The 26,298-nt window shown below is 51.3% G+C and carries 25 protein-coding genes; 14 read left to right on the plus strand and 11 right to left on the minus strand.

The window, feature by feature from the left end; translation table 11 throughout:
- Positions 1-5 precede the first annotated feature (5 nt).
- Positions 6-1,010, minus strand: a complete 1,005-nt coding sequence (locus HRI97_RS08425) for an alpha/beta hydrolase fold domain-containing protein (protein WP_180486636.1) — start codon at positions 1,008-1,010, stop codon at positions 6-8.
- 47 nt (positions 1,011-1,057) lie between these two features.
- On the opposite strand from HRI97_RS08425, the gene metA reads away from it, so the two are divergent.
- From metA to HRI97_RS08495, 14 genes are all read left to right on the plus strand, one after another.
- Positions 1,058-1,966: a homoserine O-acetyltransferase MetA gene (gene metA / locus HRI97_RS08430; RefSeq protein WP_253725033.1), complete on the plus strand. Its 909-nt coding sequence runs from the start codon at positions 1,058-1,060 to the stop codon at positions 1,964-1,966.
- Positions 1,967-1,994: 28 nt separating this feature from the next.
- Positions 1,995-2,615: an HAD-IA family hydrolase gene (locus tag HRI97_RS08435; RefSeq protein WP_253725034.1), complete on the plus strand. Its 621-nt coding sequence runs from the start codon at positions 1,995-1,997 to the stop codon at positions 2,613-2,615.
- A 17-nt stretch (positions 2,616-2,632) separates the two neighbouring features.
- Complete coding sequence (locus HRI97_RS08440; protein WP_253725035.1) at positions 2,633-4,330, plus strand: sensor histidine kinase; 1,698 nt, start codon at positions 2,633-2,635, stop codon at positions 4,328-4,330.
- 2 nt (positions 4,331-4,332) lie between these two features.
- Positions 4,333-5,109, plus strand: a complete 777-nt coding sequence (locus tag HRI97_RS08445; RefSeq protein WP_253725036.1) for a response regulator transcription factor — start codon at positions 4,333-4,335, stop codon at positions 5,107-5,109.
- Positions 5,110-5,247: 138 nt separating this feature from the next.
- Positions 5,248-6,231, plus strand: a complete 984-nt coding sequence (locus tag HRI97_RS08450) for a tripartite tricarboxylate transporter substrate binding protein (protein ID WP_180486642.1) — start codon at positions 5,248-5,250, stop codon at positions 6,229-6,231.
- 117 nt (positions 6,232-6,348) lie between these two features.
- Positions 6,349-6,795, plus strand: coding sequence for a tripartite tricarboxylate transporter TctB family protein (locus HRI97_RS08455; protein ID WP_180486643.1), 447 nt, complete (start codon positions 6,349-6,351; stop codon positions 6,793-6,795).
- A 17-nt stretch (positions 6,796-6,812) separates the two neighbouring features.
- Positions 6,813-8,333 (plus strand): tripartite tricarboxylate transporter permease, encoded by a 1,521-nt coding sequence (locus HRI97_RS08460; RefSeq protein ID WP_253725037.1) that lies wholly within the window; start codon positions 6,813-6,815, stop codon positions 8,331-8,333.
- Positions 8,334-8,335: 2 nt separating this feature from the next.
- Positions 8,336-9,031 (plus strand): MgtC/SapB family protein, encoded by a 696-nt coding sequence (locus HRI97_RS08465; protein WP_252722112.1) that lies wholly within the window; start codon positions 8,336-8,338, stop codon positions 9,029-9,031.
- A gap of 131 nt (positions 9,032-9,162) precedes the next feature.
- Positions 9,163-10,188, plus strand: a complete 1,026-nt coding sequence (locus HRI97_RS08470; protein ID WP_253725038.1) for an extracellular solute-binding protein — start codon at positions 9,163-9,165, stop codon at positions 10,186-10,188.
- Positions 10,181-11,869: a sensor histidine kinase gene (locus HRI97_RS08475; RefSeq protein WP_253725039.1), complete on the plus strand. Its 1,689-nt coding sequence runs from the start codon at positions 10,181-10,183 to the stop codon at positions 11,867-11,869. The genes HRI97_RS08470 and HRI97_RS08475 overlap by 8 nt, the downstream gene beginning before the upstream one ends.
- Positions 11,866-12,663 (plus strand): response regulator transcription factor, encoded by a 798-nt coding sequence (locus HRI97_RS08480; RefSeq protein ID WP_253725040.1) that lies wholly within the window; start codon positions 11,866-11,868, stop codon positions 12,661-12,663. Before HRI97_RS08475 ends, HRI97_RS08480 begins: the two co-directional genes overlap by 4 nt.
- Before the next feature lie 214 nt (positions 12,664-12,877).
- Entirely contained in the window at positions 12,878-13,918 is a 1,041-nt protein-coding gene (locus HRI97_RS08485; RefSeq protein WP_180486648.1) for an ABC transporter substrate-binding protein, read from the plus strand.
- A gap of 189 nt (positions 13,919-14,107) precedes the next feature.
- A complete protein-coding gene (locus HRI97_RS08490) occupies positions 14,108-15,823 on the plus strand; it encodes an ABC transporter permease (RefSeq protein ID WP_253725041.1) in 1,716 nt (571 codons plus the stop codon).
- A 13-nt stretch (positions 15,824-15,836) separates the two neighbouring features.
- Entirely contained in the window at positions 15,837-16,913 is a 1,077-nt protein-coding gene (locus HRI97_RS08495) for an ABC transporter ATP-binding protein (RefSeq protein ID WP_253725042.1), read from the plus strand.
- Here HRI97_RS08495 and kduI read toward each other — a convergent pair.
- The 10 genes from kduI to HRI97_RS08545 all read right to left on the minus strand — a co-directional run bounded on the left by kduI (position 16,910) and on the right by HRI97_RS08545 (position 26,024).
- Positions 16,910-17,752 (minus strand): 5-dehydro-4-deoxy-D-glucuronate isomerase, encoded by an 843-nt coding sequence (gene kduI / locus HRI97_RS08500; protein ID WP_180486651.1) that lies wholly within the window; start codon positions 17,750-17,752, stop codon positions 16,910-16,912. The genes HRI97_RS08495 and kduI overlap by 4 nt on opposite strands.
- A 40-nt stretch (positions 17,753-17,792) precedes the next feature.
- Positions 17,793-18,596 (minus strand): gluconate 5-dehydrogenase, encoded by an 804-nt coding sequence (locus HRI97_RS08505; protein ID WP_197927102.1) that lies wholly within the window; start codon positions 18,594-18,596, stop codon positions 17,793-17,795.
- Between the two features lie 179 nt (positions 18,597-18,775).
- On the minus strand, positions 18,776-19,786 hold the full coding sequence (locus tag HRI97_RS08510) for a biotin--[acetyl-CoA-carboxylase] ligase (protein WP_253725043.1): 1,011 nt from the start codon (positions 19,784-19,786) through the stop codon (positions 18,776-18,778).
- Positions 19,783-20,430, minus strand: a complete 648-nt coding sequence (locus HRI97_RS08515) for a P-II family nitrogen regulator (protein ID WP_253725044.1) — start codon at positions 20,428-20,430, stop codon at positions 19,783-19,785. Before HRI97_RS08515 ends, HRI97_RS08510 begins: the two co-directional genes overlap by 4 nt.
- A complete protein-coding gene (locus HRI97_RS08520) occupies positions 20,427-21,935 on the minus strand; it encodes a DUF1538 domain-containing protein (protein WP_253725045.1) in 1,509 nt (502 codons plus the stop codon). The genes HRI97_RS08515 and HRI97_RS08520 overlap by 4 nt, the downstream gene beginning before the upstream one ends.
- A 23-nt stretch (positions 21,936-21,958) precedes the next feature.
- Positions 21,959-22,681: a 5'-methylthioadenosine/adenosylhomocysteine nucleosidase gene (locus tag HRI97_RS08525; protein WP_253725046.1), complete on the minus strand. Its 723-nt coding sequence runs from the start codon at positions 22,679-22,681 to the stop codon at positions 21,959-21,961.
- 12 nt (positions 22,682-22,693) lie between these two features.
- On the minus strand, positions 22,694-23,095 hold the full coding sequence (locus tag HRI97_RS08530; RefSeq protein WP_253725047.1) for a hypothetical protein: 402 nt from the start codon (positions 23,093-23,095) through the stop codon (positions 22,694-22,696).
- Positions 23,085-23,636, minus strand: coding sequence for a signal peptidase II (gene lspA / locus HRI97_RS08535; RefSeq protein WP_253725048.1), 552 nt, complete (start codon positions 23,634-23,636; stop codon positions 23,085-23,087). Before lspA ends, HRI97_RS08530 begins: the two co-directional genes overlap by 11 nt.
- 68 nt (positions 23,637-23,704) lie before the next feature.
- Positions 23,705-25,663, minus strand: a complete 1,959-nt coding sequence (locus HRI97_RS08540; RefSeq protein WP_253725049.1) for a tRNA uridine-5-carboxymethylaminomethyl modification enzyme MnmG/GidA — start codon at positions 25,661-25,663, stop codon at positions 23,705-23,707.
- Between the two features lies 1 nt (position 25,664).
- Positions 25,665-26,024: a hypothetical protein gene (locus HRI97_RS08545; protein ID WP_253725050.1), complete on the minus strand. Its 360-nt coding sequence runs from the start codon at positions 26,022-26,024 to the stop codon at positions 25,665-25,667.
- Between the last annotated feature and the right edge of the window lie 274 nt (positions 26,025-26,298).

Genomic DNA, 26,298 nt, shown 5'->3' on the forward strand with positions numbered 1-26,298 from the left:
GCGCGCTACGCGTCCGACTGCAAAGAGTTTTCGAGACGCGGCTTATTGTGAAAGGATGTGCCCGCATCCGTATCGCCTTCTCCGGATATGACGCTGCCCGCCTTTCCGATCGCGAGGTGCGTTTCCCACAGGTGATCGTCGGCAAACTGAAAAAACGGCATCATCTTCGGCCACACATCGAGTTCGCATTGCGAGCCGTTCGATGCGAGCAGCTCCGAAAACCGTTCGATATCGCCGAGCAAAAGCTCCTTTTCGCCGCACTGTATATACACCGGCGGAAAATCCGAAAGCTGTTCTTTTGCCGCGTATAAAGGAGAAACGAGCGGATTCGTTAAATTGGAAACGAAGGTATATATCTCTCCGCAGCGCAAAAGCGTTTCTCCGTTTATCAATTCGTCCGAAGCTTTTTTGCCCTTTGCAGCGGCGGCTTCTTCGGAAAAATCGAGCCACGGAGAGAAAAAGACGAGACGGGAAACGCCTGCACGGTATTTTTCGCGGAGGCTGAACAGGAGCGCACAGGCGATCGAAGCGCCCGAGCCGTCGGAGGCGATGATGATCTCGGGATGCGCGGCAGCTTTTTCCGCAGAAGCGTCGAGCGAACAGGCGACCTGCAATTCCGTGTACACCGTACGGAACACCGCCTGCACGTCTTCAAGCGCTGCGGGATAGGGATGCGCGGGCGCAAGGCGGAATTCCGGCACGACGACGCGGCTGAAAGATTTTGCCGCAAGGCGGGCGCAAAAGCCTCGCCACGAAGCGCGGGAGCCTGCGACAAAGGAGCCGCCGTGAATATAGATGACGATACGCCTCGAAGAATATATTTCGGGTGAAAGGACATCACAGGAAACCCCGCCGTAATTGTAATCCGTGCAGTCGACGTGATTGGGCAAAACGGGACACGCAAATGTTTCTTCGATTTTGCTTCGGAAAGAGTCGACATTTAATTTCGGAGCGTAGACGAGAAGCTTGAGCCGTTTGAGCGCCGCCCGCCTGTCCTGCTGTACTGCCATTGGAGCAGTATAGCAAATTTAAAGAACTTCCGCTATACTCGTTTATTATGCCAATTAAGATTCAATCGGATTTACCGGCACGCAGCATCCTCGAGCGCGAAAACGTATTCGTCATGACCGACAAACGGGCAAAAGCGCAGGATATCCGTCCGCTCAAAATCGCGATCGTCAATCTTATGCCGGTAAAAGAAATAACGGAAACGCAGCTTTTGCGCGTTTTGGCAAACACGCCGCTGCAAGTTGAAATATCGCTCGTGCGTATGGAAAATCACGTGTCGCGCCATACGAGCCGCTATTATCTCGAAAAGTTTTACATCACGACGAGCGCGCTTTTAAAGCACAAATTCGACGGCATGATCATCACCGGTGCGCCCGTCGAACAACTGCCTTTCGAACAGGTCGATTACTGGGACGAACTGTGCGCCATCATGGACTACGCGAAGACGAACGTATTTTCAACGTTATACGTGTGCTGGGGCGCGTTCGCGGGATTGTATCACCTCTACGGTATCGACAAATACCCGCTCGACAAAAAAATGTTCGGCGTATTTATGAACACGCGCCTCACGAATGCCGATCCGCTGCTGCGCGGTTTCGACGACAGCTTTCCGATTCCGCAGTCGCGCCACACGACGATCCGAGCCGAAGACGTCGCTTCTTGCAAAGCGCTCGTCGCCCTCGCTTCTTCACGAGAATCGGGAACGACGCTCATCAAGTCGAAAGACAACCGCGAAATCTTTATGACCGGGCACCTCGAATACGACACCGGCACGCTTGCCGAAGAATATGCCCGCGACAAAAAAAAGAATCTTCCCATTGAAATACCCGAGCACTATTTTCCGGGCGACGATCCGCAAAAAACGCCCGCTTCGACGTGGAGAAGCACGGCGTATTTATTTTATTCGAACTGGCTCAACTATTACGTCTATCAGGAAACACCGTTCAATTTCGTATGATTAACAATTTTAATCGGAAGTCCGGATTATGAAAAAGTATCTGTTTATTTTCGATATGGGAAGCGTACTCGTCGAAAACGACGAGCCGTGGCCGGAAGCGATGAAAGCACTCGGTCTTCCCGATACTCCGAAAGAAAACTCGCCGTACATCCATCTGTACCGCGCGGCGGCCCGAGGCGATATCACATCGATGGAATTTTCACTCCTCGTCGCCGAACGCGCAAAGCTCCCCCGTCCGACGGAAAATTATTGGAAAAAATTCTTCCGCCCGACGCTGAAAACCGAAACGACGAAACTCATCAAAGCGATAAAAAAATCGGACGCGCGCATCGTATGCGGAACGAACACGTTCGACGTGTATTACGACTATCTTTCGGAAGCGGGTTTTTACGCCGACTTCGATAAAGTGTACGCATCCTGTTTTATGCACACGAGAAAGCCCGACGTATCGTTTTGGCAGTATATCCGCAACGAAGAAAAAACATACGATTTTTCCGATATGCTCTTTTTCGACGACTCCGAAGCAAATGTGCGCGCCGCGGAAAGCCTCGGCATACACGCTCACCGCTTTACAGGCGCCGATAAAGCGAAGGAATTCATTCTGTCTGTTTCGGGAAACGACTGTAAAATCGATTTTAATAAATTTTAATAAATACGGCAAATGCGATGATCGAACACGGGCTGAAAACGATGCGTGCGGTAAAATACGAAAAAAACAGTTTTCACGATGCGATGCTCCGTATCGTCGCCGTTTCGTCTCTCCTGCCTCTTTTTTCGGCGGCGATCGCGTTTTGCATTTTTGCATACATTTACTTTAACGCGGGTATCCTTGCGGAAAACAAAAACGACAACGAAGCGGTCGCTCACGAACTTCGCTCGATCTTTCAAACCTATGTACAGGAATTGAATGCTTCGGCCTTCGACTTCGAGGCGAAACTGCCGCAAGGTGAAAACGCCAATACGTTTTTGACGCTTGAAATTCAATTTATGAATCGGCAGGGACATTCGGCCGATTTTTACCTTTTCGATGAAAATTCCCGCCTGCTCTTTTCTTCCACATCGATGCCGCTCTCCTTTATGCCGCCCGATGTCGGACGGAACTGGGGTTTATACAAGCGGATGGAGGAGCGGCCGGGCACCGTTCAGTGCACATTTTTCCGCGGCAATCTCCTCATCGGAAAAAAGCTCGCCGAAGGCTGTGCCGTATTTGTCATCCCCGCATTCTATTTTACAACCCACACCCTCGAGCACGTTTCAAATATCGCCGTCACGAACCGCTACGGAGAAATAGCGCTTTCATCGACGGCGATGTTTACCGGCAATTTTAACCGTATCGATCCGCAGGCTGCAAAGGCAGCGTCGTTTTTTTCTTTTAAAAACAATCGGTATTTTAAAACGGAGCGTCATATCCGTCTCGCAGACGAAACGTTTATCGTCTATACCTTTTCCGCCGTCAAGCGGACTTTCGCAATGCTCGTCTTAGGCGGTTCGATATTGCTGTGCATCATCGCGCTTTCAGGCCTCATCACCTATGCGGCCGTTGCGCGCTCGGTTACAAAGCGGACGAATTCGATTGATAAAATAGCGGCGTGCTTCGACGAAGTACAAAAAGGCAATTTAACAAAGCGGATGACGCTCGAAGAAAACGACGAATTTGCCGTCATCGCGAATTCGTACAATACGATGATTCAAAGCATCGACGAGCTGCTGCGGAAGAACAAAGAGATAAACGAAGAGACGACGAGGGCGCAGATCAAACAGCTTGAAAGCCAATTCAATCCGCATTTTCTGTCGAACACGCTGCAGGTTATCAAATACATGGTAACCCTCGAACCGGACGCCGTCCCTGCGATCATCGATCATCTTTCAAAACTGCTTCGCTACAGTATAAACGCTTCGGAAGCAAGGTGTACGCTTGCCGAAGATTTGGAATATACGAAACACTATATCGCGATCCAGCGCTTCCGTTTTACCGATACGCTCGACTGTAAACTCGATGTTTCAGAAGCGGCGCAAAGCTGCATCGTACCGAAACTCCTCGTGCAGCCGCTCATCGAAAACGCAATCCAATACGGTTTAGCCGGAACCGGCGGAAAGAGAAAATTATTAATTATTATACGCGCTCATATCGAAAACGGAAACCTCATCATCAACGTTACGGATGACGGTAACGGCATGGACGAAAAAAAAGTTTCCGAACTGCACGAGATGCTTTCCGAGCGTACGCGGACGACGAATCACTTCGGCCTGTACAATATCGCAAAACGCATACGCTTGCTCTACGGAGAAAAATCGGATATGATTATTAAAAGCGGCTTGCATCGCGGAACTTCGATAACGATATCTTTTCCCGCAGTATTTTGATTATGTATAAAGTGCTTATCGCAGAAGATGAAGAACTGATCCGCCGCGGCCTCACCTACACGATAGATTGGCTTTCACTCGGCTGCACCGTCATAGGAGAAGCGGCGGACGGCCTTGAAGGTTTACAAAAGATCAAAGAGACGCATCCCGACATCGTCATCGCAGATATCCGCATGCCGGGTATCAGCGGTCTCGAAATGATTGAAAAAGCAAAAGAATCGGGAGAACGCTTTTACGCGATCATCCTGTCAAGCTACAGCGAATTCGATTATGCGAGACAGGCGATCCTCCTCGACGTCGGCGAATATTTGGTTAAACCGATCGTAGACGACGAACTCGAAGAAGCGATCGAAAGAGCAAAAGAGAAAATCGGCGAATCGGCGAAAACCGATATCGACGGAACGGGAAAAACGGAAGTCGATCAAAGCGGCCGCGTGCTTCGATTTTTCAACGGCAGCGTACAAAGCGGCAACTTTTACGTCGCGGAAACGATCAAGCGCATTGAAGACGCCTACCGGACAAAGATTACTATAGAAGATATAGCGGCCTCTCTCGGCGTTTCCGTAAGCTATTTGAGCAGAAAAATCAAGAGGGAAACGAATATGACCTTTGTCGATCTGCTCAACGGCTTGCGTATCGCAAAGGCTGCCGAATTGCTCGCCACGGGAAAATACCGCATGTACGAAATCGCCGAAATGACGGGTTTTACGAATTACAAATATTTTTGTACGGTTTTTAAGCGCTACACGGGTTACGCGCCGTCAAAGCTCGTCAGGTAACCGCTCGGTGCATTTGCACGGCAAACGAAGACACAGGCACAAACGTGTGAAGTTCATTTTTCCGAACCTTTTTACCGAATTTTAGGATTGTGTTATTAATAAAGGGGAATTAAAATTAATAAATAAGAGGTATGTACTATGAAACGAAGCATTATTTTAACGGCGGCTCTTGCTGCCGCCGTGCTCGCAGGCTGCTCGAAAAAATCGGGAAGCGGCGCCGATGCATCGGGTGCGGGCTGGAAACCGGAAAAAGACGTAACGGTTATCGTCGCATACAAAGCCGGAAGCGGTACGGATACGGGAGCGCGCATCCTGTGTTCCGTTGCCGAAAAATATGTCGGCAAAACGCTCATCGTCACGAACAAAGAAGGCGCCGACGGAAAGATCGGATATACGACGCTTGCCACTTCAAAGCCCGACGGCTACACGATCGGCTTTATCAATCTGCCGACATTCAGTTCGCTTTCCATCCAGCCGAACAGCCCCTTTACGAAAGATTCGATCGTTCCGATCTGCAATCACCTGTTCGAACCCTCGGTCGTCGTCGTACGCAAAGACGCGCCGTGGAACACGATCGAAGAATTGATCGACTACTGCAAAGCGCATAAAAACGAAGTCAAATGCTCGACGAACGGTGTCAAAGCGTCGAACCACATCGGTGCGCAGCTTTTGGCAAAAGCGGCCGGTTTTGAAATCAGCTGCATCCCCTACGGCGGAACCGCCGACCAGCTCCTCGCGCTTCGTCAGGGCGAAGTCGATATGTCCGTTCCGAAATCGGCCGATGTCGCCCCGCTCATCGGAGATAACGGAGAGCTCAAAGTGCTCGCGACTTACACGGAAAACCGTCTCGCAGAAATGCCGGACGTTCCGACGCTGAAAGAAAAAGGCTATAACCTCGTCTACGGTTCGGCACGCGCCCTCGTCGCGCCGAAAGGTACCCCGCAGGCCGCGATCGATTTCTATGTCGATGCATTCGAAAAAACGATAAACGATCCCGACAATATCGAAAAGAGCAAAAACGCAGGTCTCGCACTCGACTTTATGTCACCCGATGCGCTCGGCCAGTTTATGGACGCGCAGGAGGACTTCGTCAAAAATACGCTTCCCACATTGTTCAACTGACGGAGCATGCCGTAAAACGTCGATTGATCCGCATGAACATCGATCGGCGTTTTCGAAAAGCTGCGGCGAGCCGTTGTATGCAGCCGCAGCTTTATCGTCTCCATCTTCGGAGGTTATATGAAAAAAAGCGATATCATTTTAGTTGCGGCAGTCTATGCGATTACCGCTTTTTTCTTTGTCATGGTGCTGCAATATCCGAGCGACGTGCGCATCTATCCGATCTTTATCATGACGGTACTCGCCGTATTGACGACGATGCATTTGATCGGCTGTCTCGTAAAATTCGCTCGGGAGAAAAAAATCGAAAACGATATGCCCCTTCTCTTCGAGCATTTTAAAGCCAAGCAATTTTTTACCGTTTTTGCAATGCTGCTCGCATACGTCGTTTTAATAAACGTACTCGGTTTTTACGTTTCAAGTCTTTTGTTCATCGCGGGAACGCTTATATTTTTTAAGATCAAACCGCTGTACATCGTCATAACGACCGTCGTATTTCTCGTTTTGATTTACGGCGGATTTTCAACGTTTTTGCATGTTCCGCTTCCGCGGGGTCTGCTGATCTGAAAAGCGGGAGGTATTTTATGGATTTTTCGTTAATCGGCGCGGGATTCGTCAACGCACTTATGCCGCTCAATCTGCTTGCAATGCTGTTAAGCACGACGATCGGTATCATCATCGGTGCGCTGCCCGGCCTTTCGGCCGCAATGGGAGTCGCGCTCATCATCCCGATCACCTTCGGTATGCCGCCTTCGACAGGTCTCATCGTACTCGCGGGCATTTACTGCGGTGCGATTTTCGGCGGATCGATTTCGGCCATATTGATTCACACGCCGGGTACTCCCGCTTCCGCCGCAACCGCGATCGACGGTTACCAGCTGACGCTCCAAGGCAAAGCGGGCAAAGCGCTCGGAACTGCGGTTATCTCGTCGTTTTTCGGCGGTCTTTTAAGCTGCATTTCCCTTTACTTTTTTTCGCCGCCGCTTGCAAAACTCGCGATGGCTTTCGGAAGCCCGGAATATTTTTGGCTTTCGATTTTCGGTTTGACGATCATCGCCGGCGTCAGCTCCGACTCCATGATAAAGGGACTCATTTCCGGCGCGTTCGGTCTTTTGCTTTCGACCATCGGCATGGATACGATGAACGGCGTATTCCGCTTTACGTTCGGACAGGCGGCCTTGTATGAAGGACTCCCCTTTACCGCGACGCTTATCGGTCTCTTTTCGATGTCGCAAGTCCTCGTGCTCGCCGATCACAAAATCCGTAAAGCCGGAGAATTGGTCGAGTTCGACGACCGCGTCCTCCTCAACCGTAAGGAGATGAAACTGATCGCGCCGACGATTTTGCGCTCGTGGATTATCGGCAACGTCATCGGTATCCTCCCGGGTGCGGGCGCGTCGATCGCGTCTTTCCTCGGCTACAACGAAGCGCGGCGCGCATCGAAGCATAAAGAAGCGTTCGGGCACGGAAGCATCGAAGGAGTTGCCGGCTCCGAAGCGGCGAACAACGCGGTTACCGGAGGTTCTCTCATTCCGACGCTCACGCTCGGCATCCCCGGCGAAAGCGTTACGGCGGTTCTCATGGGCGGTCTTTTGATCCACAATATGCAGCCCGGTCCCGACCTCTTCAACAAATACGCAGCCGTCACCTATACGTTTTTTGCGGGCTTTGCGTTCGTACAGTTTTTTATGCTCGCGCTGGGACTGTGGGGCAGCAGATGGTTTGCAAAAATTTCGCGCGTATCCGACGCGATTTTGATCCCGATCATATTTGCACTGAGCGTCGTCGGATCCTATGCGATCCGCAACAGCATGGCGGACGTCGTCATCATGTTCATCTTCGGCGTCATCGGCTACTTTGTAAAACTCTTCGGCCTCAACTCCGCAGCCATCGTCTTAGCTCTCATCCTCGGTCCGATCGGAGAACGCGGCCTTCGCCGCTCGCTCTTGCTTTCGAAGGGAAATCCTGCTATCCTGTTTTCAACGCCGGTTTGCTGGGTATTGATAACCTTGTGCGTATTCAGTATATTCTCTCCCATGCTCATGCAAAAACTGGAAAATAAATACAAGGAGCGCGATCCGAACGCGGATATGCCGAAAGACTGATAATGACAAATGCCGTTTTTGATTTGCCGGAAATACTGACATCGCTGAATACCGTTTCGGTGTTCGTGCGCCTCGCGCTCGCCGTAGCTTTCGGAGGCATACTCGGACTCGAGCGGGGGAGAAAACACCGCCCCGCGGGTTTTCGCACGTATATGATCGTCTGCCTCTCTTCGGCGCTCATCATGATCACGGACTTATACCTCGTCGAATTCTACGGCACGGGAGATCCCGCGAGGCTCGGCGCGCAAGTCATCAGCGGCATCGGCTTTCTCGGCGCCGGCAGCATTATGATAAGCAATATGCGCATTAAAGGCATTACAACCGCCGCCGGTCTTTGGGGATCGGCGGGATTGGGTCTTGCGATCGGGGCGGGATTTTATATCGGCGCCTTTATCACCGGACTCTTTTTGCTCGTCATCCTGACGATTATGAGCAGGATCGACGCGCGGATGAACGCGATGAGCCGTTCGATGATCGTCTTCGCCGAATTCAAATCGACGGAAGCGTTTACGTCGTTCGTAAAAGAAGCACGCAAAATGAACTGCACGTTGTCAGACATCGAAATGAAAAAATCGCTGCTCGACGGAGATTACGTCGGCGTCAACATCGCGATCTCGCTCCCGAAGCGGCAAAACCATGCCGAAGTCATTCAGCAATTCGGCGCACTCAAAGGTGTAAAATACATCGAAGAATTGTAACGTGTCGGTAAACAATCGACTCAGGACAACCGTCTTGACTATATAGAGTTGTCTTAAAAGTCGGTTCCTTTTTTTCGCCCCCATAACGCGCCCCCGTTTCAAACGAGGGCGATCCGTGCTATACTGACGCTATGCGTACCCCTTTCCGCGCGCTTTTGTTTTCCGCAGCGCTTTTCGTTTTTACGGGCTGCTTTCAAAAGGCGAAAGGCGGCGATGCGAACACGCTCGTCGTCGCAAGTCCCCACCCGCTCGTACTCATCGTTCCCGTCATAGAGAATTTCGAAAACGAAACGGGGATCGCCGTCGAACTCGTACAGGGCGGCACAAAAGAAATACTTAAAAATCTTCAAATGCACCCCGACGCTTCTCCGTACGATGTGCTGTGGGGCGGCTCCTACGCATCGGTGCTTCCCGCTTCTTCACTCTTCGATTCTTATACAAGTGCGAACGAAGCGTATATCAAAAATGAATATAAAAACGTCGAAGGCATGTTGAACCGCTTTTCCGACGTGCCGAGCGTTTTAATGATCAACAAAAAGCGGCTCGGCGACGTCGTAGTCTCAGGCTACGACGATCTCCTCAATCCGAAATTAAAAGGCGCGATCGCGTTCGGAAACCCGGAAACGTCGTCGTCGGCATGGGAACATTTAATAAATATGCTCTATGCCGAAGGCAAAGGAAATCCCGACGACGGCTGGGACTACGTAAAAACGCTGTGCAAAAATCTCGACGGCATTCTTTTAAACTCTTCGAGTGCGGTCTATAACGGAGTTGCGGACGGACGCTTTGCTGTCGGTTTAACTTTCGAAGAGGGCGGCGCCAATTTTGCCGAAAAAGACGACAACATCGCCTTAGTCTACATGAGCGAAGGCGTCGTCTTTACTCCCGACGGCGTCTATATGCCGAAAAAAATCCGGCACAAAGACAATGCCGTCCGATTTATCGATTATGTGACGGGAAAAAACGTACAAAGCTATATCGCAAAAAAAATGAACCGCCGTTCCGTACGAAGCGACGTCGAAGTGAAAAGCCTCCTTCCGGCAAAGAGCGCAATCAAGTGCATCTCCGTAGATTACGCGTATACGACGTCGCATCAAAGCGAATGGGTAGAGCGCTTTCTCGATATCTTTGAAAGCGCGAGGCAAAGCGATGAGTAGCACTGTGCATTTCAAAGAAGAAATACGCCGCTCGTTCATAGCGCATTCGCTCATTCCGTCCGTCGCGTTTGCAAGTATCGTCATCATCACTTCCGTTTTTCTGTGGAACGTAAATCTCTACCGCACGCTCGCGCGCGAAAACAAAAAGCTTGCCTCCGTTTTGAACGCAGCCGTAGCCTCATACGGCGCTTTTATCGAAGAGAAAAGTCTTTCTTCCGAAAGAAGAATTTTTGACGACGCACCTTTCGTCTCCGAAGCGTATACCGTGTTGAAAGAATTTATCCATACGCAAAAGATCGCCGCGAATTTTACGCTGCTTTCCCCGTCGTACGGTATCGTACTGCAAGGAAGGACTGATGACGACTTTATCGTTCCCGAATGGCAAAATCAATTTACATGGGGTGCACTCGGCAGAATGCGCGAAAAGCCCGATCAAACGGTGATCGAATTATCGTCGGAATACAATACAAGCGGAAAAAGCGAAATCGTCATCGGATGCGCGCTCGGCGCAAAAGACAGAATCGGCGGCTATATCGTCTTTACGATAGACGAAAAAGACATACGCGCATATTTCAATCCGGCGCTCCCCTTTGCGATCACCGACGCCAAGGGTACGCTCTTTGCCTCTTCGTTCCCTCACGCGGCGAACGCATTCGGAAAGCTCGCGGCCGGCTATCGAAGCGACAGGCGCTATTATTTTACGGAAAACGAAGCGGTCTTTCGGGAAACGACAACGGACGGCATCTTCAACGTCTACACCTTTCAAAACACACAGCAGATGCGGAGCGCTTTTTTAATAATCGTATTGACGACGCTTTCGGTTCTCGCCCTTGTTATCGCAGGGCTTTTCGTCAGCGCGGCTAAAATCGCGGAAAAGGAATCGCGTTCTCTCACACAGATCGCAGACTTGTGCGGCGAAGTCGAACGCGGCAATCTCGCAGAACGACTTGCGGCTTCCGGCACTGTCGAATTCCAAAAGATTGCAAACGCGTACAACGACATGCTCGACACGGTACAGCGCCTCATCGATGAAAATAAAAAAGAAACGCACGAACGTTATATCGCGGAAATCAAACAGCTCGAAATGCAGTTCAATCCGCACTTTTTATACAACACGCTCGAAAATATTAAATTTTTAATAAAACTCGATCCTGATAAAGCGCAAAAAACGATTCTGCGCCTTTCGGAACTCTTGCGCTACAGCATCGACAACGATGCGTCGACGGCCGCGATCGGTGAAGACATCCGCCGCATCGAACATTATCTGTACATATTGAAACTCCGCTTCGGTAAAAAATTCGCATACGAAATCGACGTGCCGGACGAAGTACAAAACTGCGTCGTGCCGAAGCTCATCGTGCAGCCTTTAATCGACAATTCCGTCAAGCACGGCTTCGCCGACAAAGAGCGCATGAAAGTTTCGATCGGAGCGCATACGGTCGGGAAAAAACTGTATATCGTCGTGCGCGACGACGGAGCCGGCATAGACGAAAGCGAACTGAAAGCGATGCGGAAACTCATCCGCGCGCAGAGCAATAAAACGAATCACATCGGCTTATACAACGTCGAGCGGCGCATAGAGCTTTTGTACGGACGAGGATACGGCATGACGATCGACAGCGTTGCGGGCAGCGGAACGACCGTGCGCATAAGCCTGCCGGTCATTCGGAGTAAACTATGATACGCATACTGATTGCCGAAGATGAAGAGATTATCCGTTCGGGGCTTTTGTATACGATCGACTGGCTTTCCATGAACGCTGTCGTCGTCGCTTCCGCGGCAACGGGTACGGAAGGGCTCGAAAAGATAAAAAGCCTGCGCCCCGACATCGTGATCACCGACATAAAAATGCCGGGCATGAGCGGACTCGATATGATAGCGGAAGCGCAAAAGGAAAAAATCGATTTTATCCCGATCGTGCTTACAAGCTATTCCGATTTCAACTATGCCAAAAACGCCATCGCCCTCCGCGTCTTCGATTATCTTTTAAAACCCGTAGACGAAGAAAAAATCAAAGATGTCGTCTTAAAAGCAAAAGAGCAGCTTGAAAAAAACCGCATCGCACAAAAAGCCGAACGCGAGGGAAACACAGGCAGCGCCCCGTCGCCCTTTCTTCCGCCCCCGGTTTCCGACAATCCGTATATCGCAGCCTGCCTCAGCGCGATCGAACAAAACTACGCGGGGCATCCGAATATCGAAACGCTTGCCGAAACGCTCAAAGTGAGCGCAAGTTATTTGAGCAGATTATTTAAAAAACACACGTCGATGACTTTCCTCGATTTTTTGAACACGTACCGGATTCAAAAAGCCGTAAGCCTCCTTTCCGATCAAAAATACCGCGTCTACGAAGTCGCATCGATGACGGGTTTTTCGTCGTACAAGCGATTTTACGAAGTGTTCAAATCCTATGCGGGTTTTCCGCCGACGGAACTCGCAAAGCCGGACGGAAAACGGAAAAATCGAACGCCCGACTGAGTGCGGCCGATTTTTTACGTTCACGCTATTTTTTAGAAAACATACTTTTCGACACGTCTGGCCCGATCGGCTGCAAGCCTGTTTCGCGTCTTTCCGCATCGCGCTCCGTTCGGTTCATTTTTCGGGATATTTTTATATAAAATCGGCATTGCGAATACGGAATTCCCCCCTTACAATTTTCTTAAAGATATTCAATATCCGGAGGATTTCCATTATGAAAAAGATTTGTGCAGTCATCGGCTCGCTTTTGCTCGCCGGCAGTATGCTCTTTGCCGCCGGCAACAAAAACGCGGGTTCCCTCGTCGTCTACGGCTCATGCGAAGAAGAATACGTCAGCGCCGTATGTGCGAAATTCGAAAAACTCACCGGCATCAAAACGAGCTACCAGCGCCTTTCGACGGGCGAAGTGCTCACGAAGATCGCCGAAGAAAACGGCAAACCGTCGGCGGACGTATGGTTCGGCGGCACGACCGACCCGTACAACGAAGCGGCGGCAAGAGGACTTTTGCTCCCGTACAACGCGAAAAATGCAAAACACATCATCGCACCGCAGTTCAAAGATGCGAACAACAACTGGTTCGGAATCTACCGCGGCATCCTCGGCTTTTTTTGGAACACGGAAGAAATCAAGCGTCTCGGCATCCAGCCGCCGAAAGACTGGGACGATTTGATAAAACCGCAGTACAAAGGCTTGGTTTCGTTCGCAAACCCGAATACGGCGGGAACGGGAAAACTCATCGTCAACACGATGGTGCAGATGAAAGGACACGACAAAGCGATGGAGTATTTCAAAGCGCTCGATAAAAATATCGTCCAGTACACGAAGTCCGGTTCCGGCCCGTCGAAGCTCGTTCCGACCGGCGAAATCGTCATCGGCATCGGCTTCCTGCACGACGTCGTCTATCAGATCGTCGACAACGGATACGACAATTTGGGCATGACCGCGCCCGCTTCCGGTACGAGCTACGAAATCGGAGCGACGGCAATTTTCAAAGGCGCAAAAAATGTCGCAAACGCGCAGAAATTCATCGAGTTCGCGCTTTCACCCGACTGCGTAAACCTCGCTCAGGAAAACGGTTCGTATCAGTTCCTCGTCATCGACAACGCGAAGCCCGTTAAAGCGGCCGTCAAAGCCGGTCTCGATAAAATCAAAACGATCAACTACGATTTCGAAGACGCGAAATACCACACGTCGCAGTACGTACAGGATTTCTTTAAAGTCATCGCAAGCGACGACCGCGTTAAAACAAAATAATCAACATACCCCCGACGCAAGCGTCGGGGTATGTTGTTCTCATAAGGTGGTTGCAGTCGGCTTTAATACCCTTTGTTACGACGCAAGCGTCGGGGTATTAAATCCTCTGCACGAATAATTATTAATTTCAATTACCGCTGCGGTGCGATCCGTGCCGCAGCACATCATCTTTTTTCGTGGATTTTTATTATGACAAAACCATACAGCGCGGGAATGCAAAGCAAAACGCTCGACAGAAAAAAATTGTTTGCCGATCCGATCCTCATCACCGCAATATTCGGCATATTTTTGTTTTTAGTTTTATTTATCGTCTATCCCCTGTCGATTTTGCTTGTCGACAGCGTGTACGAAGAAAATCAAATCACGCTTTCCGTATTCGCCCGCATTTTCGGGATGTCGGGCTTTCGAAAGGCGATTTCAAATACGCTGCAGCTCGGCTTTATTTCAGGCATCCTCGCCACTCTTGTCGGCTTTCTCTTCGCATACGTCGACATGTACGTCAGCGTCGGAAACAAATTCGTCAAAAGCCTGTTTAAAATCGTTTCCGTGCTGCCGGTCGTTTCGCCCCCCTTCGTTCTCTCTCTTTCGGCGATCATGCTTTTCGGACGCACGGGTATCATCACGCGAAACCTGTTCAATTTAAGTACGACAAAATTATACGGCCTTCCGGGCATCTGTCTCGTACAGACACTTACATTTTTTCCCGTCTGCTACCTCATGCTCAAAGGCTTGCTTAAAAACATAGATCCTTCACTCGAAGAAGCCGCTCGCAATATCGGTGCTTCACGATGGAAAGTGTTTACGTCGGTAACGCTTCCGCTTTTGCTTCCCGGTCTCGGTAACGCCTTTCTCGTAACCTTTATCGAATCGGTTGCGGACTTTGCAAACCCGATGATCATCGGAGGAAACTTCGACACGCTCGCAACGTCGATTTATCTGCAGCTCACCGGCGCATACGATAAAAGCGGCGCTACCGCAATGGCCGTCGTGCTGCTCTTTATTTCGATGGGCTTATTCATCGTCGAAAAATATCGGCTCGAGCGGAAATCGGTCGCTACCCTTACGGGCAAAGCCTCTCGGGAGCGCATGCGCATAAAAGACAAAAGCGTACGCGTTCCGCTCGTCACGATCAGCATCGTCATTTCGCTGTTCGTTATCGTGCTTTACATCCTCGTCGTATTCGGCTCTCTCTTTAAGATTTGGGGACGGAACTACAGCCTGTCGCTCAAATGGTATCAGTACATTTTTAAAAATAACGGATACAAAGTATTCCTCGATTCGATTTGGCTTTCGCTCATCGCCTCTCCCATCACCGCATTCATTTCGATGATAATCGCCTACTTGGTCGTAAAGCGAAAATTCGCCGGCAAGGGATTTATGGAATTCATCGCTATGCTTGCGATGGCGGTTCCGGGAACGGTTCTCGGCGTCGGCTTTATCCGCGGCTTCAACAGCGGCATCTTTCACTCCGGTTTTATGCAGGGGCTCTACGGCACGGGAGCGATTCTCGTTATCGTGTTCATCGTGCGCTCGCTTCCGATCGGTACGCGAAGCGGCATCGCAGCTCTGAGGCAGATCGATAAATCGATCGAAGAGTCCGCCTACGATTTGGGTGCCGACAGCTTCACCGTATTTACGACGGTGACGCTTCCTCTTATTAAGGATTCCTTTTTCAGCGGACTCGTTACGACTTTCGTGCGTTCCATCACGGCGATTTCAGCGATCATTCTGCTGGTCACTCCGCAGTTCGTGCTCATCACCGTGCGCATCAACGAACACGCGGAAAAAGGCAACTACGGCATAGCCTGCGCATACGCGACCATACTGATCATTATCACGTATACGGCGATTACGCTGATGAATCTGTTTACCGGAAAATTCGGCACAAGCCGCAAACAAAAATAACAAGGGGAATATTATGTCAAAAGAACAAAAGGGCGTACGCCTCGATCACATAACGAAGATTTACAAAGATTATAAAACGGAAAAAGATTTTGCCGCAGTGGACGATATTTCGCTCGACATCAAACCCGGCAGCTTTGTCACCCTGCTCGGCCCTTCAGGCTGCGGAAAGACGACGACGCTCCGCATGGTCGCGGGATTTGAAAGCCCCGACAAGGGCGAAATCTACATCGGCGATCAAGCGATCAACGAACTCACGCCGAACAAGCGCGATACGGCAATGGTGTTCCAAAGCTACGCGCTTTTGCCGCACTACAACGTTTTCGACAATATCGCCTACGGCTTAAAAATCAGAAAAGTTACAAAAGACGAAATAGCCGAGCGCGTTATGGCCATGCTCAAACTCGTCGAACTCGAAGGGCTCGAAGGCCGCATGACGAATCAGCTGTCCGGCGGACAGCAGCAGCGAGTCGCCCTCGCGCGCGCGCTTGTCGTACAGCCGAGCGTTTTGCTTTTCGACGAACCGCTTTCGAATCTCGACGCAAAGCTCCGCGTCGCAATGCGTACCGAAATCAGGCGCATCCAGCAGACGGTCGGCATTACGGCGATTTACGTTACGCACGACCAGTCGGAAGCTATGAGCATCTCCGACCAAATCATCATCATGAATAAAGGCAAAATCGCACAGATGGGAACGCCGCGCGAAATCTACTATCAGCCGAAAAACGAATTCGTCGCGGACTTTATCGGCGAAGTGAACTTCCTGACCGGAAGCGTAACGTCGATCGATTCCAAAGCCATACACGTCGATGTCGGCGGCGTCGATATCACCGCCGAATCCTTTGAAAAAGTTTCAAAGGGCGACTCATGCAAAATCGTACTGCGCCCCGAATCGATTACGCTCGCCGACAAAGGAGTGCTCCCGTGCACGGTAACGCTTTCGACGTTTATGGGCTCGTATCAGTATTATCAGGTCGACGTAAACGGCATGATGATAAAGATCACCGAATACAACCCGAAAAATCACAAGCTTTACGAAGCGGGAGACAAAGCCTACCTCAACTTCGAAAGCCATAACCTGCACATTCTCTAGCGCAAATCCCGAGTGCGTATCACATCCTGGTCGGTGTACGTTCTGTTTTCACCGACCATGCTCCAAATGAATGTGTAGTTTTTCGTGCCGCAGCCCGCATGAATCGACCAACTCGGATTGATGACGGCTTCGTCGTTATGCACGGCGATGTGGCGGGTTTCGGACGGTGAACCCATAAAGTGGAAAACGGCTTCGTCTTCGGCGATGTCGAAATAAAAATAAACTTCCATACGGCGCTCGTGCGTGTGGGCAGGCATCGTATTCCACACGGACCCGGGGGCAAGCTGCGTCAGTCCCATCGAAAGCTGACACGTTTCCAAAACGTCCGGATGAATATACTGATTGATGACGCGCTCGTTGCATCCTTCTTTACTGCCGAGATTCAAGTGCTTCGCATCGTTCAAACTTATTAATTTTATCGGAAACGGACGATGAGCGGGCGCGCTGTTCATATAAAATTTTGCGGGATTCGCCCCGTCGGCACTTCCGAGCAAAACCGATTTCGTGCCCTGCGGCACATAGAGCGCATCCCGCCCTTTCAGCTCAAAGCGCTTGCCGTCCGCTTCGACAAATCCCGTTCCTCCGATGTTTACGATACCGAGTTCTCGCCGCTCCAAAAAATAGGATACGCCAAAATCTTTCATCGCGTCGATATTTTTTTCGATATCGATTTTTTCCGTCGTCGGCATCGCACCCATGGTTACAATTCTGTCGATATGAGAATATACGGCGGATACATCGTTTGCTTGAAAAATATTGCGTACGAGAAACTCGTCTCTGAGCTCTTTCGTCGTCATCCGTTTGAATTGTTCTTTTCCGACCGAATAGCGAATATCCATATATCATCCTTCCTTACACAGATTAATAATTATTAATTTTTCAGCTCGGCTGTCTGCCGATATACGCGAGGATACCCCCGTCGACATAGAGTATGTGGCCGTTTACAAAATCCGACGCATCGCTTGCAAGAAACACCGCAGGACCTTTCAGATCGTCCGGAGTTCCCCAACGCTCCGCAGGCGTTTTCGAAATGATAAACGAATCGAAGGGATGACGGGAACCGTCCGCCTGTTTTTCCCTAAGCGGAGCCGTCTGCGACGTTGCGATATAACCCGGCCCGATGCCGTTGCATTGAATATTGTATTTACCGTATTCGCTGCAGATATTCCGCGTAAGCATCTTCAAGCCGCCTTTGGCCGCGGCATAGGCGCTTACCGTTTCCCGTCCGAGTTCGCTCATCATCGAACAAATATTAATAATTTTACCGTGGCCTTTTTCAATCATCTGCGGAACAACCGCTTTTGCCGCGATAAAAGGAGAAACCAAATCGATATCGATAACTTCTTTATACTGTTCGACGGTCAACTCCGTCATCGGCACGCGGCGGATGATGCCTGCGTTGTTTACAAGGATATCGATAACGCCCAAATCCGCGTTGATTTTTTTTACCGTCGATTTGACATCGGCTTCATCGGTAACGTCGCAGAGATACGGGCGCACATCAAGACCCGCTTTTTTATAAGCGGCGCTTCCTTTTTCAAGCTTGTCGGCATGACGCTCGTTAAAGGCGACTTTAGCTCCCGCTTCCGCAAGCGCCGAAGCGATGGCAAAGCCGATGCCGTGCGAAGCGCCCGTCACCCACGCCGTTTTTCCGGCAAGCGAAAACGACTTCATCACATCCATTTAAATACCTCCGTAAAATTTTTTACAAAAATAATAATTTTAAAAATTTTTCGCCGTCCGGATATCCGCGCAGCTTTCGAATAATCGAATTTACAGAGCACAGTATATCATTTTTATCCGTTTATCCGCAATGTTCGGAAGACAAACCGCTGTCAATAATAAAGCGAAAAGCCGCCTGCTCATCTCTCCCGGTGCGAATGGAGCGTCACTTCACCGCTGTCGAGAAAGCGCTCCTTTCCGTCTCCGGTTTTTACGATCAATTTCGCGTCTTCGCTTATGCCCCGCACTTCCGCTTCGTACGCTTCCGCTCCGTCTACGACGGGGTGCACGGTCACCGTTTTTCCCGTCAAAAGCGAACGCTCGCGGTATTCTTTCATTGCACGGACAAAACCTTTTTTTCCGGATGTGTAAATCGAAAGCACTTCGTTTACGATCGCCGCCGCAAGCGCGCTTCGCTTCGTATCCGCTTTTTTGTCGTCGAGCACGGAAGTCGCGACGGCTGCGATGTCGCGCGGAAAATCTTCGGGTGCGATATTTACGCCGATGCCGACGACCGCGCACGATATGCCGCCCCTCTCAAAATCGGTAAGGCCTTCGGTGAGGATGCCCGAAACTTTTTTGCCCCGCATAAAAATATCGTTTACCCATTTGATTTGGGCCGCGGCTTCGTAAACCGAAAAGAGCGCGCGGCATACACCGACTGCCGCCGTCGCGGTCAGCAGTGCAGGCGATTCGATTTTTTCATTCGGCGCATAGATGATGGAAAGATACAAGCCCGAACCGTCCGGCGAATAAAACTTTCGTCCGAGCCTCCCGCGGCCTGCCGTTTGAGAGGACGCGACGATCACGGTGCGATCGAGGGAGCGCACGTCGGAAGCTTCAGCCAAACGCCGCTTCGCTTCGGTATTCGTCGAATCGATTTTTTGATAGACGAAAACGCGCACATGCAGCGCTTCGTCTATAAGCGAAGAAACCTCTTCTTCCGAAAGGATGCCGCCCGCACCCGAAAGGCGATAGCCCCTGTTCGTCACGGCTTCGATCCGGGCGCCCTGCAGGCGCAGCTGCCGTACCGCTTTCCACACCGCCTGCCGAGAAACGCCTGAACGGGCGGCAAGCGATTCACCCGAAATAAAACCGTCCGCCGTCTCGGGCTTTGAAAGCGCACACAGTACGGCATCGGCAGTTTTCACGATTTTTTTCCGAGCAGGGTAAAGTCTCCGACCGGTGTGCAAAACGCGATACCGCTTCCGGGTTCGGCAAGGCAGGGCAGCGTACGGACGGCTTCGAAAACGCCGTCGAGCTTTTCGGAATCGATGATGATGAATATCATCTCTTTTTCGGGGATGATTTCCATACCGAAAAATTTCGCATCTCCCGGCGTCGCAGTCCCCCGCGCATTGATGACCGTACCGCCTCCGGCGCCCGCTTTCCGCGCCGCCGCCATGATGTCGTCCGCATAGCCTTTATTTGCAATCACGGTAATCATCTGATGTGTCGTTTTTTGAGCCATATAATCTCCGCCTCCCGAAACCGTTCCTATTTTTAATAATTTCGCCGCATCGACGGTAACGAGCACGCCGAATTTTTTCTTTTTCGATTCCGATGCGGCGGCAATCGCACCGACGATATCCGATTTTTTTTCTGCGGGAACGAGTATGTACACGATGTCTTTCGGCATATCGCCGAGCGCCAGCGCATGCAGCACGCCGCTCGCCGTCGTACCGCGCCCCATCATAACCGTCCCGCCGCCCGCACCCGCGCTTACCGCAGTCTTTGTAATAAACTCGCCTTCGTCGTGCGGAACGATACAGATTATTAAATTGTATGCCGTCATTTTTCTCCTCTTTCCCCTTTCTTTTTTTTATGCTGAAATACGAGGCCGAACACTTGGATCGCGATAAGCGGCGTCATCGCGATGAGCGCAATCACGCCGAACGCGTCCGTTCTGCCGCCCGATGCCTGCGATGCGCCGAGCGCAAACGAAAGTACAAAGGTCGAACTTATGGGCCCCGAAGCGACGCCCCCCGAATCGAAGGCGATGCCGGTAAAAAGTTTCGGACAAAAGAGCATCAATATAAAAGCCGCCGCATAGCCGGGGGCAAGGATGTACATGATATTGAATCCGGTGAGCGCCCGCACCATCGAAAGCCCTATCGCGATCGCAGCTCCCGCGGATAAAAAGACGAGAAGCGCTTTTCGCTTTATCGTACCGCCGGAAATCGATTCGACCTGATCGGTGAGCACCCACACGGCGGGCTCGGCACACACGACGACCGCACCGATCAAAAGCCCCGTGCCGATAAGGAGCGCCGTCCAAAGCCCGCCGCTTTGAACCGCGCGCGTGCCGAGCAGTTCACCGAGCTTTCGCCCCGCCGCCATAAAACCGCCGTTGACGCCGACAAGAAAGACGACGAGCCCGATATAGCTGTAGATAAAACCCGCGATCATACGAGCGACTTTACGAGGCGGCATACGCAGCAAAAAAATCTGAAACGCGACAAAGAGCGCGACAACGGGAAGAAGCGAAAAAGCGGCTTCCCGCACGATATGGGGCAGCACCGCAACGAATGCGCGAAGCCCCTGCACCGCTTCTCCGCCCGCACCCGAAGCGGCCGCTTCCGAAACGGTACGCGCGTGATGAGAGAGCACCGAACCGTAGAGCAGCACCGCCATGATCGGCCCTGCGGATGCCATACCCGTGAGCCCGAAATTATCGCTTTGAGAGTCGCTCGTTCCGCCCTTCGAATGCATGCGCACCGAAGAAACACCGATACCGAGCGCCATGATAAAGGGCACCGTCATCGGGCCCGTCGTCGCACCTCCGGAATCGAAGGCGATACCGATAAAACTCTGCGGAGCTGCAAACGCGAGTATAAAGATAACGACGTATGAAACGGCAAGGATTATCTTCAGCGACAGGTGCATGACCGTGCGCAAAAGTCCGAGCATGATGTAGAGCCCGACACCGATCGCTATCATCACGATAAAAAGCAGTTTGTTTACAAGGGGAAAAACGCTCCGCACCTGATCGGCGAGCACTTGGATATCGGGCTCCGACGCGGTGACGAGAAAACCGATGAGAAAGGACGCGCCGAGCAAAAGCGGAAGATTTCGCCGCTTTGTCAGCTCCGAACCGCCCTGCTCTCCGAGCGGAAGGATGCCGACGTCAACGCCGAGCAAAAAGATCGTCAGCCCCGTGATGAGCAAAATGCCGCCGACGAAAAATCGCAAAAGCAGATCGCTCCCGAGCGGGGCTGCAGTAACTCCGAGTATGAGCACGATTGCCATGACGGGAAGCACGGACGACGCCGTCTCTTTAAATTTCTGCAAAAGGTTCATAGTTGCTTAGATATAAACTCCGCTTATAATAATTTCATCATTTCACTAACGATGGCCGCGCTCTCTTCGGCGGCCGCTTTTTCGTTGAACGCGATCGCTTTTCCCCCGTTGTCGTCCGCGGCATCCGACATGGCGCGTATGATCACAAAGGGTACGTCGTTCAAATAGCACGTATGCGCTATAGCGGCTCCTTCCATTTCTATGCACGCGGGATCGCACAGCGCTTTTATATGCCGTTTGACTTTTCCGTCCGCGATAAACTGATCGCCTGAAGCGACGCGGCCTTTTACTAATGTATATTTTTTCGCCGCATCCGTTTTTGCAAACGCCTTTTCGGCAGCCCGTATCAAATTCTCATCCGCCGGAAAACGATATACATCCATCTGCGGAATCTCGCAGGGTTTATAACCGAAAAGAGTCGCATCGACATCGTGATACATCGCATCGGTTGAAACGACGACATCGAATACGCCGAGCGATGAAGCGGCGGCTCCCGCGATGCCGGTATTTACGATATGCGTTGCACCGAATTCCGATATGAGACGCTGGGCGCAGAGAGCGGCGTTCACTTTACCGACGCCGCTTTTTACGACGACCGCGCGGACACCCGAAAGCATACCGTCATAAAACGAAAGATGTCCGGATTTTATTAATTTTACACTGCCCTTTCCGTCTTCTCCGGTCATGGAAGATGCAAGCGTTTGCACTTCAACTTCCATCGCTCCGATAATGCCGATTTTTTTCATGGATGCTCCGATTTACGAATTGCCCTGCTTGTCATTCCGCGATTTGCGCGGGCGATAATAATCGCCGAGTCCCTTTTGCAGTTTGTCGTACAGATTCAATTTGTCAATGATCACGTACATGATTTTTTTATGCAGGATAAAACCGAAAATCATCCCTCCGACAAATACGAGCGGAGAAGCAATTTGGATAGGAAGCGCCGATTGCAGCCGGAGGATACGATAAAAAATAACGGCCGCGACGGCATACAGCGCTATCATAAGAACGAGCATAAGGATCACTTGGACGATACAGCTTACAATCGTAAAAAGAATCGTATTGCGTCCGATCTCTCCCTTTTTAATAATTTCCTGACGCCGTTTCTTTTCCGCTTCGATTTCCGTGCGGTCGATATCGGAAAAATTATTATATTCCATGCGAACTTCCCCTATTTTCCGTATGGGCCGCTTTCATAAACGAAACGATAAGGATCGCACAGCACACGACGACAGACGCGTCCGCGATATTGAAGGTCGGCCACCGTTCAAGCGAAAACAATCCCGGCACGGCGATATTCGGGATATCGACATCGATAAAGTCGACAACACCTTCGGCGCGCAAAAACCGATCGACGAGATTTCCGAGTCCTCCGCCGACGATACCGCAGATCGCCCATCTCTGAAGCTTCGTAAACGTATTGTTTTTGAAGTATACGGCGAACACGATGCCGATCACGACCAGCGGAAGGATCGCAAACAAAAATCGTCTGGCAGTATCGGGCAAGCTGTCGCCGACGCTGAAAGCGACGCCCGTATTCGAAACGTGCACGAGACGCAGTATGCCGCCGAAAAACGATGCGCCTATTGTAAACGGCGGAATCGTTTTAACGACAATATATTTCGTAATTTGATCGGCCGCGACGACCAAAAGCGTCAAAACGAGCGGCACGAACTTTTCGATCTTCGTTTTGTTTTCCATAATTGTATAAGTATACCGATAAACGGCATTGCCGTATATAGCCGCCGTCGAGCCGATAACAGGTTTTGCTATTTTAAATATACCATGAGGAGCATAACGTCGCTCACGCGGATGCCGGAAATACGTCCCGCCTGCCCGAGCGTGCGCGGGCGGATCTTTTCGAGCTTTGCGCGCGATTCGGCGGAAAGCGATACGACGGATGCGTAATCGAAATCGTCGGGGATGCGCGCGCTTTCCATGCGGTGCATCTTTTCGACACGCCTGTCCTGCTTTTCGATATAGTAACGGTATTTGAAATCGATTTTCGCTTCTTCCCATTCGCTTTCGCCGTAGCCGGGGTTTTCAAGCGCGGGGTCTTTTAATAATTTTTCGAATATCTCTTCCCGCAGGGCATACTTTCGGTTTACGGCGTCGAACTGAGCTTTCGTCTTTAAGCCCGCGGCAAAGCCGTAAGAAGCAAGGCGGCGGTCGGCCGTATCGCTTCGGAGTTTTAAGCGATATTCGGCTCTCGCGGTAAACATGCGGTAAGGCTCCTTTGTGCCGAGCGTCACCAAATCGTCGATCAATACGCCGATATACGCTTCGTCGCGGCGGAGTACGAGCGGCTGCCATTCGGGTATCGTTCGGAAATTATTAAAGCCCGCATCCCTTTGCGCTTTTTCGAGAGCGTCGTTCAAGCGTTCGGGAGACGAGCGCATATTGTCGGAAGAAGCGCACATGGGACCGCAGATTTTTCGATGCGCTTTCGCGTAATAGCCCGCGTTGATGCCCGCGACGATGCCCTGCCCCGCAGCTTCTTCGTAGCCCGATGTTCCGTTGATTTGCCCCGCGTTGAAAAGCCCCGCGACGCGCTTCGTTTCGAGCGACGAAAAAAGCTGCGTCGGTTCGACGTAATCGTATTCGACCGCATAACCCGGTCTCGACGGCACGGCGTTTTCAAAGCCCGGCAACGTGCGCAAAAACGCATCCTGCACGCTTTCGGGAAGCGAAGAGGAAAATCCGTTCAAATAGATTTCATCGGTTTCAAGGCTTTCCGGTTCTACGAAAATCTGGTGCCGCTCGCGCTCGGCAAAGCGCACCACTTTGTCTTCGATGGACGGACAGTAGCGCGGCCCGATCCCCAAAATCTTTCCGCTGAAAAGCGGCGAGCGGTGAACATTGTCGCGGATTATCCGGTGCGTTTCGCCATTCGTGTATACGATGTGGCAGGGTACGAGCGGGCGATCGACTGAGGTATTGTCGTATGAAAAGGGGATAACGTCGGCGTCTCCTTCCTGCACGTCGAGCTTCGAAAAATCGACGGTCTTTTTAAGCACGCGGGGCGGAGTGCCGGTTTTCAGTCTCCCCGTCGTAAAGCCGAGTTTCCGAAGAGAGTCCGTCAAACCCTGTGCGGCGGCCTCTCCGAGCCTTCCGCACGGAGCGTCGTATTCGCCGATAAATATACGTCCGCCCAAAAAGGTTCCCGTCGTAAGCACGAGTGCACGCACGGGAACGACGCGCCCCCGCTCGGTTACGATGCCGGTGATTTTCTGGCGCATAGCCGCGCCGAGCGTTTCGCCCCTTTTTTCGCCCGGTATCGTTCCTTCTTCCGCGCTCCCCTCCGAATGCGGCGGAAGCGGCGTCGAACTTTCCGCCGTCACGATATCGGTAACGGTGTCCATGAGCGTCGAAAGATTGGGCTCCGCTTCGAGCGTTTTCCGTGCAAGCTCGGAATAGACGATTTTATCCGCTTGAGCGCGCGGAGCGCGTACGGCCGGCCCCTTGCTTTTGTTGAGGAGCCGAAATTGAATGAGAGATGCGTCCGTGAGCTTTGCCATCTCTCCGCCGAGCGCGTCGATTTCGCGGACGATATTGCCCTTTGCGATGCCGCCGATCGAAGGATTGCACGACAGGCGTCCGATCGATTCGATCGTCTGCGTTACGACGAGCGTCTTCAATCCCATACGCGCGCACGCGAGGGCGGCTTCGATCCCGGCGTGCCCCGCACCGACGACTGCGACGTCATAAAAATCGTAAAAACCGGACATGTCAGTTTTTCCGTCTCTTTCTCAAAACGCGGACGATGAGCATAATGACCGTCATGCCGGCGACGGGCGTCATAACGGAAATGAGGAATCCCGAAAAAAGGAAAAAGGGCTTCACATAGCCTAAAACGATGCCGAGCGCTGTGAACGCAAACCACGCGATCACTTCCCATGCGGGCGTGTATTCGTTTCCCGCGTCGTCGCCCGACCAAATAAAATCGGAAATGAGATAGCCTGCAGCGCCGCCTATCCACAAAAAAATCACATAGACCGTACCGAGGGTTTCACCGGAAAAGGACGAACAGCCGGTAAAAAGAAGCGGAAGAGAGAGGAGCAGCACGGATACGAAAGGTTTGGATTTCATAGGCAGTGCAACACTATCACATCGCCGTTTTTTCTGCAACGGGAGGAGATAGAATGGATAATGGGTAAGTGAGCCTTTTTTGAAAAGTCATTTTACCCGACATACCATACGTAACGCCGCCTATGATAATACACCGTTAGCTACGGATTCACCTCAACCATAGGGGTATTTCCTATGTCAATTTCCACATCACTGCTTAATGCGTTACATGTTTCACACATTGGACGCATATGCCGTATTGTGTGAGATGATCGTATGTTTTCGATTTTAGACG

The sequence above is a fragment of the Treponema socranskii subsp. buccale genome (assembly GCF_024181585.1).
Taxonomy (GTDB): Bacteria; Spirochaetota; Spirochaetia; order Treponematales; family Treponemataceae; genus Treponema_D; species Treponema_D buccale.

What these genes read in the sequence shown, in the direction of transcription:
- HRI97_RS08425 (WP_180486636.1), bottom strand. Translation starts at nt 1,010, where the DNA reads ATGGCAGTACAGCAGGACAGGCGGGCGGCGCTCAAACGGCTCAAGCTT.
- metA (WP_253725033.1), top strand. Translation starts at nt 1,058, where the DNA reads ATGCCAATTAAGATTCAATCGGATTTACCGGCACGCAGCATCCTCGAG.
- HRI97_RS08435 (WP_253725034.1), top strand. Translation starts at nt 1,995, where the DNA reads ATGAAAAAGTATCTGTTTATTTTCGATATGGGAAGCGTACTCGTCGAA.
- HRI97_RS08440 (WP_253725035.1), top strand. Translation starts at nt 2,633, where the DNA reads ATGATCGAACACGGGCTGAAAACGATGCGTGCGGTAAAATACGAAAAA.
- HRI97_RS08445 (WP_253725036.1), top strand. Translation starts at nt 4,333, where the DNA reads ATGTATAAAGTGCTTATCGCAGAAGATGAAGAACTGATCCGCCGCGGC.
- HRI97_RS08450 (WP_180486642.1), top strand. Translation starts at nt 5,248, where the DNA reads ATGAAACGAAGCATTATTTTAACGGCGGCTCTTGCTGCCGCCGTGCTC.
- HRI97_RS08455 (WP_180486643.1), top strand. Translation starts at nt 6,349, where the DNA reads ATGAAAAAAAGCGATATCATTTTAGTTGCGGCAGTCTATGCGATTACC.
- HRI97_RS08460 (WP_253725037.1), top strand. Translation starts at nt 6,813, where the DNA reads ATGGATTTTTCGTTAATCGGCGCGGGATTCGTCAACGCACTTATGCCG.
- HRI97_RS08465 (WP_252722112.1), top strand. Translation starts at nt 8,336, where the DNA reads ATGACAAATGCCGTTTTTGATTTGCCGGAAATACTGACATCGCTGAAT.
- HRI97_RS08470 (WP_253725038.1), top strand. Translation starts at nt 9,163, where the DNA reads ATGCGTACCCCTTTCCGCGCGCTTTTGTTTTCCGCAGCGCTTTTCGTT.
- HRI97_RS08475 (WP_253725039.1), top strand. Translation starts at nt 10,181, where the DNA reads ATGAGTAGCACTGTGCATTTCAAAGAAGAAATACGCCGCTCGTTCATA.
- HRI97_RS08480 (WP_253725040.1), top strand. Translation starts at nt 11,866, where the DNA reads ATGATACGCATACTGATTGCCGAAGATGAAGAGATTATCCGTTCGGGG.
- HRI97_RS08485 (WP_180486648.1), top strand. Translation starts at nt 12,878, where the DNA reads ATGAAAAAGATTTGTGCAGTCATCGGCTCGCTTTTGCTCGCCGGCAGT.
- HRI97_RS08490 (WP_253725041.1), top strand. Translation starts at nt 14,108, where the DNA reads ATGACAAAACCATACAGCGCGGGAATGCAAAGCAAAACGCTCGACAGA.
- HRI97_RS08495 (WP_253725042.1), top strand. Translation starts at nt 15,837, where the DNA reads ATGTCAAAAGAACAAAAGGGCGTACGCCTCGATCACATAACGAAGATT.
- kduI (WP_180486651.1), bottom strand. Translation starts at nt 17,752, where the DNA reads ATGGATATTCGCTATTCGGTCGGAAAAGAACAATTCAAACGGATGACG.
- HRI97_RS08505 (WP_197927102.1), bottom strand. Translation starts at nt 18,596, where the DNA reads ATGGATGTGATGAAGTCGTTTTCGCTTGCCGGAAAAACGGCGTGGGTG.
- HRI97_RS08515 (WP_253725044.1), bottom strand. Translation starts at nt 20,430, where the DNA reads ATGACGGCATACAATTTAATAATCTGTATCGTTCCGCACGACGAAGGC.
- HRI97_RS08520 (WP_253725045.1), bottom strand. Translation starts at nt 21,935, where the DNA reads ATGAACCTTTTGCAGAAATTTAAAGAGACGGCGTCGTCCGTGCTTCCC.
- HRI97_RS08525 (WP_253725046.1), bottom strand. Translation starts at nt 22,681, where the DNA reads ATGAAAAAAATCGGCATTATCGGAGCGATGGAAGTTGAAGTGCAAACG.
- HRI97_RS08530 (WP_253725047.1), bottom strand. Translation starts at nt 23,095, where the DNA reads ATGGAATATAATAATTTTTCCGATATCGACCGCACGGAAATCGAAGCG.
- lspA (WP_253725048.1), bottom strand. Translation starts at nt 23,636, where the DNA reads ATGGAAAACAAAACGAAGATCGAAAAGTTCGTGCCGCTCGTTTTGACG.
- HRI97_RS08540 (WP_253725049.1), bottom strand. Translation starts at nt 25,663, where the DNA reads ATGTCCGGTTTTTACGATTTTTATGACGTCGCAGTCGTCGGTGCGGGG.
- HRI97_RS08545 (WP_253725050.1), bottom strand. Translation starts at nt 26,024, where the DNA reads ATGAAATCCAAACCTTTCGTATCCGTGCTGCTCCTCTCTCTTCCGCTT.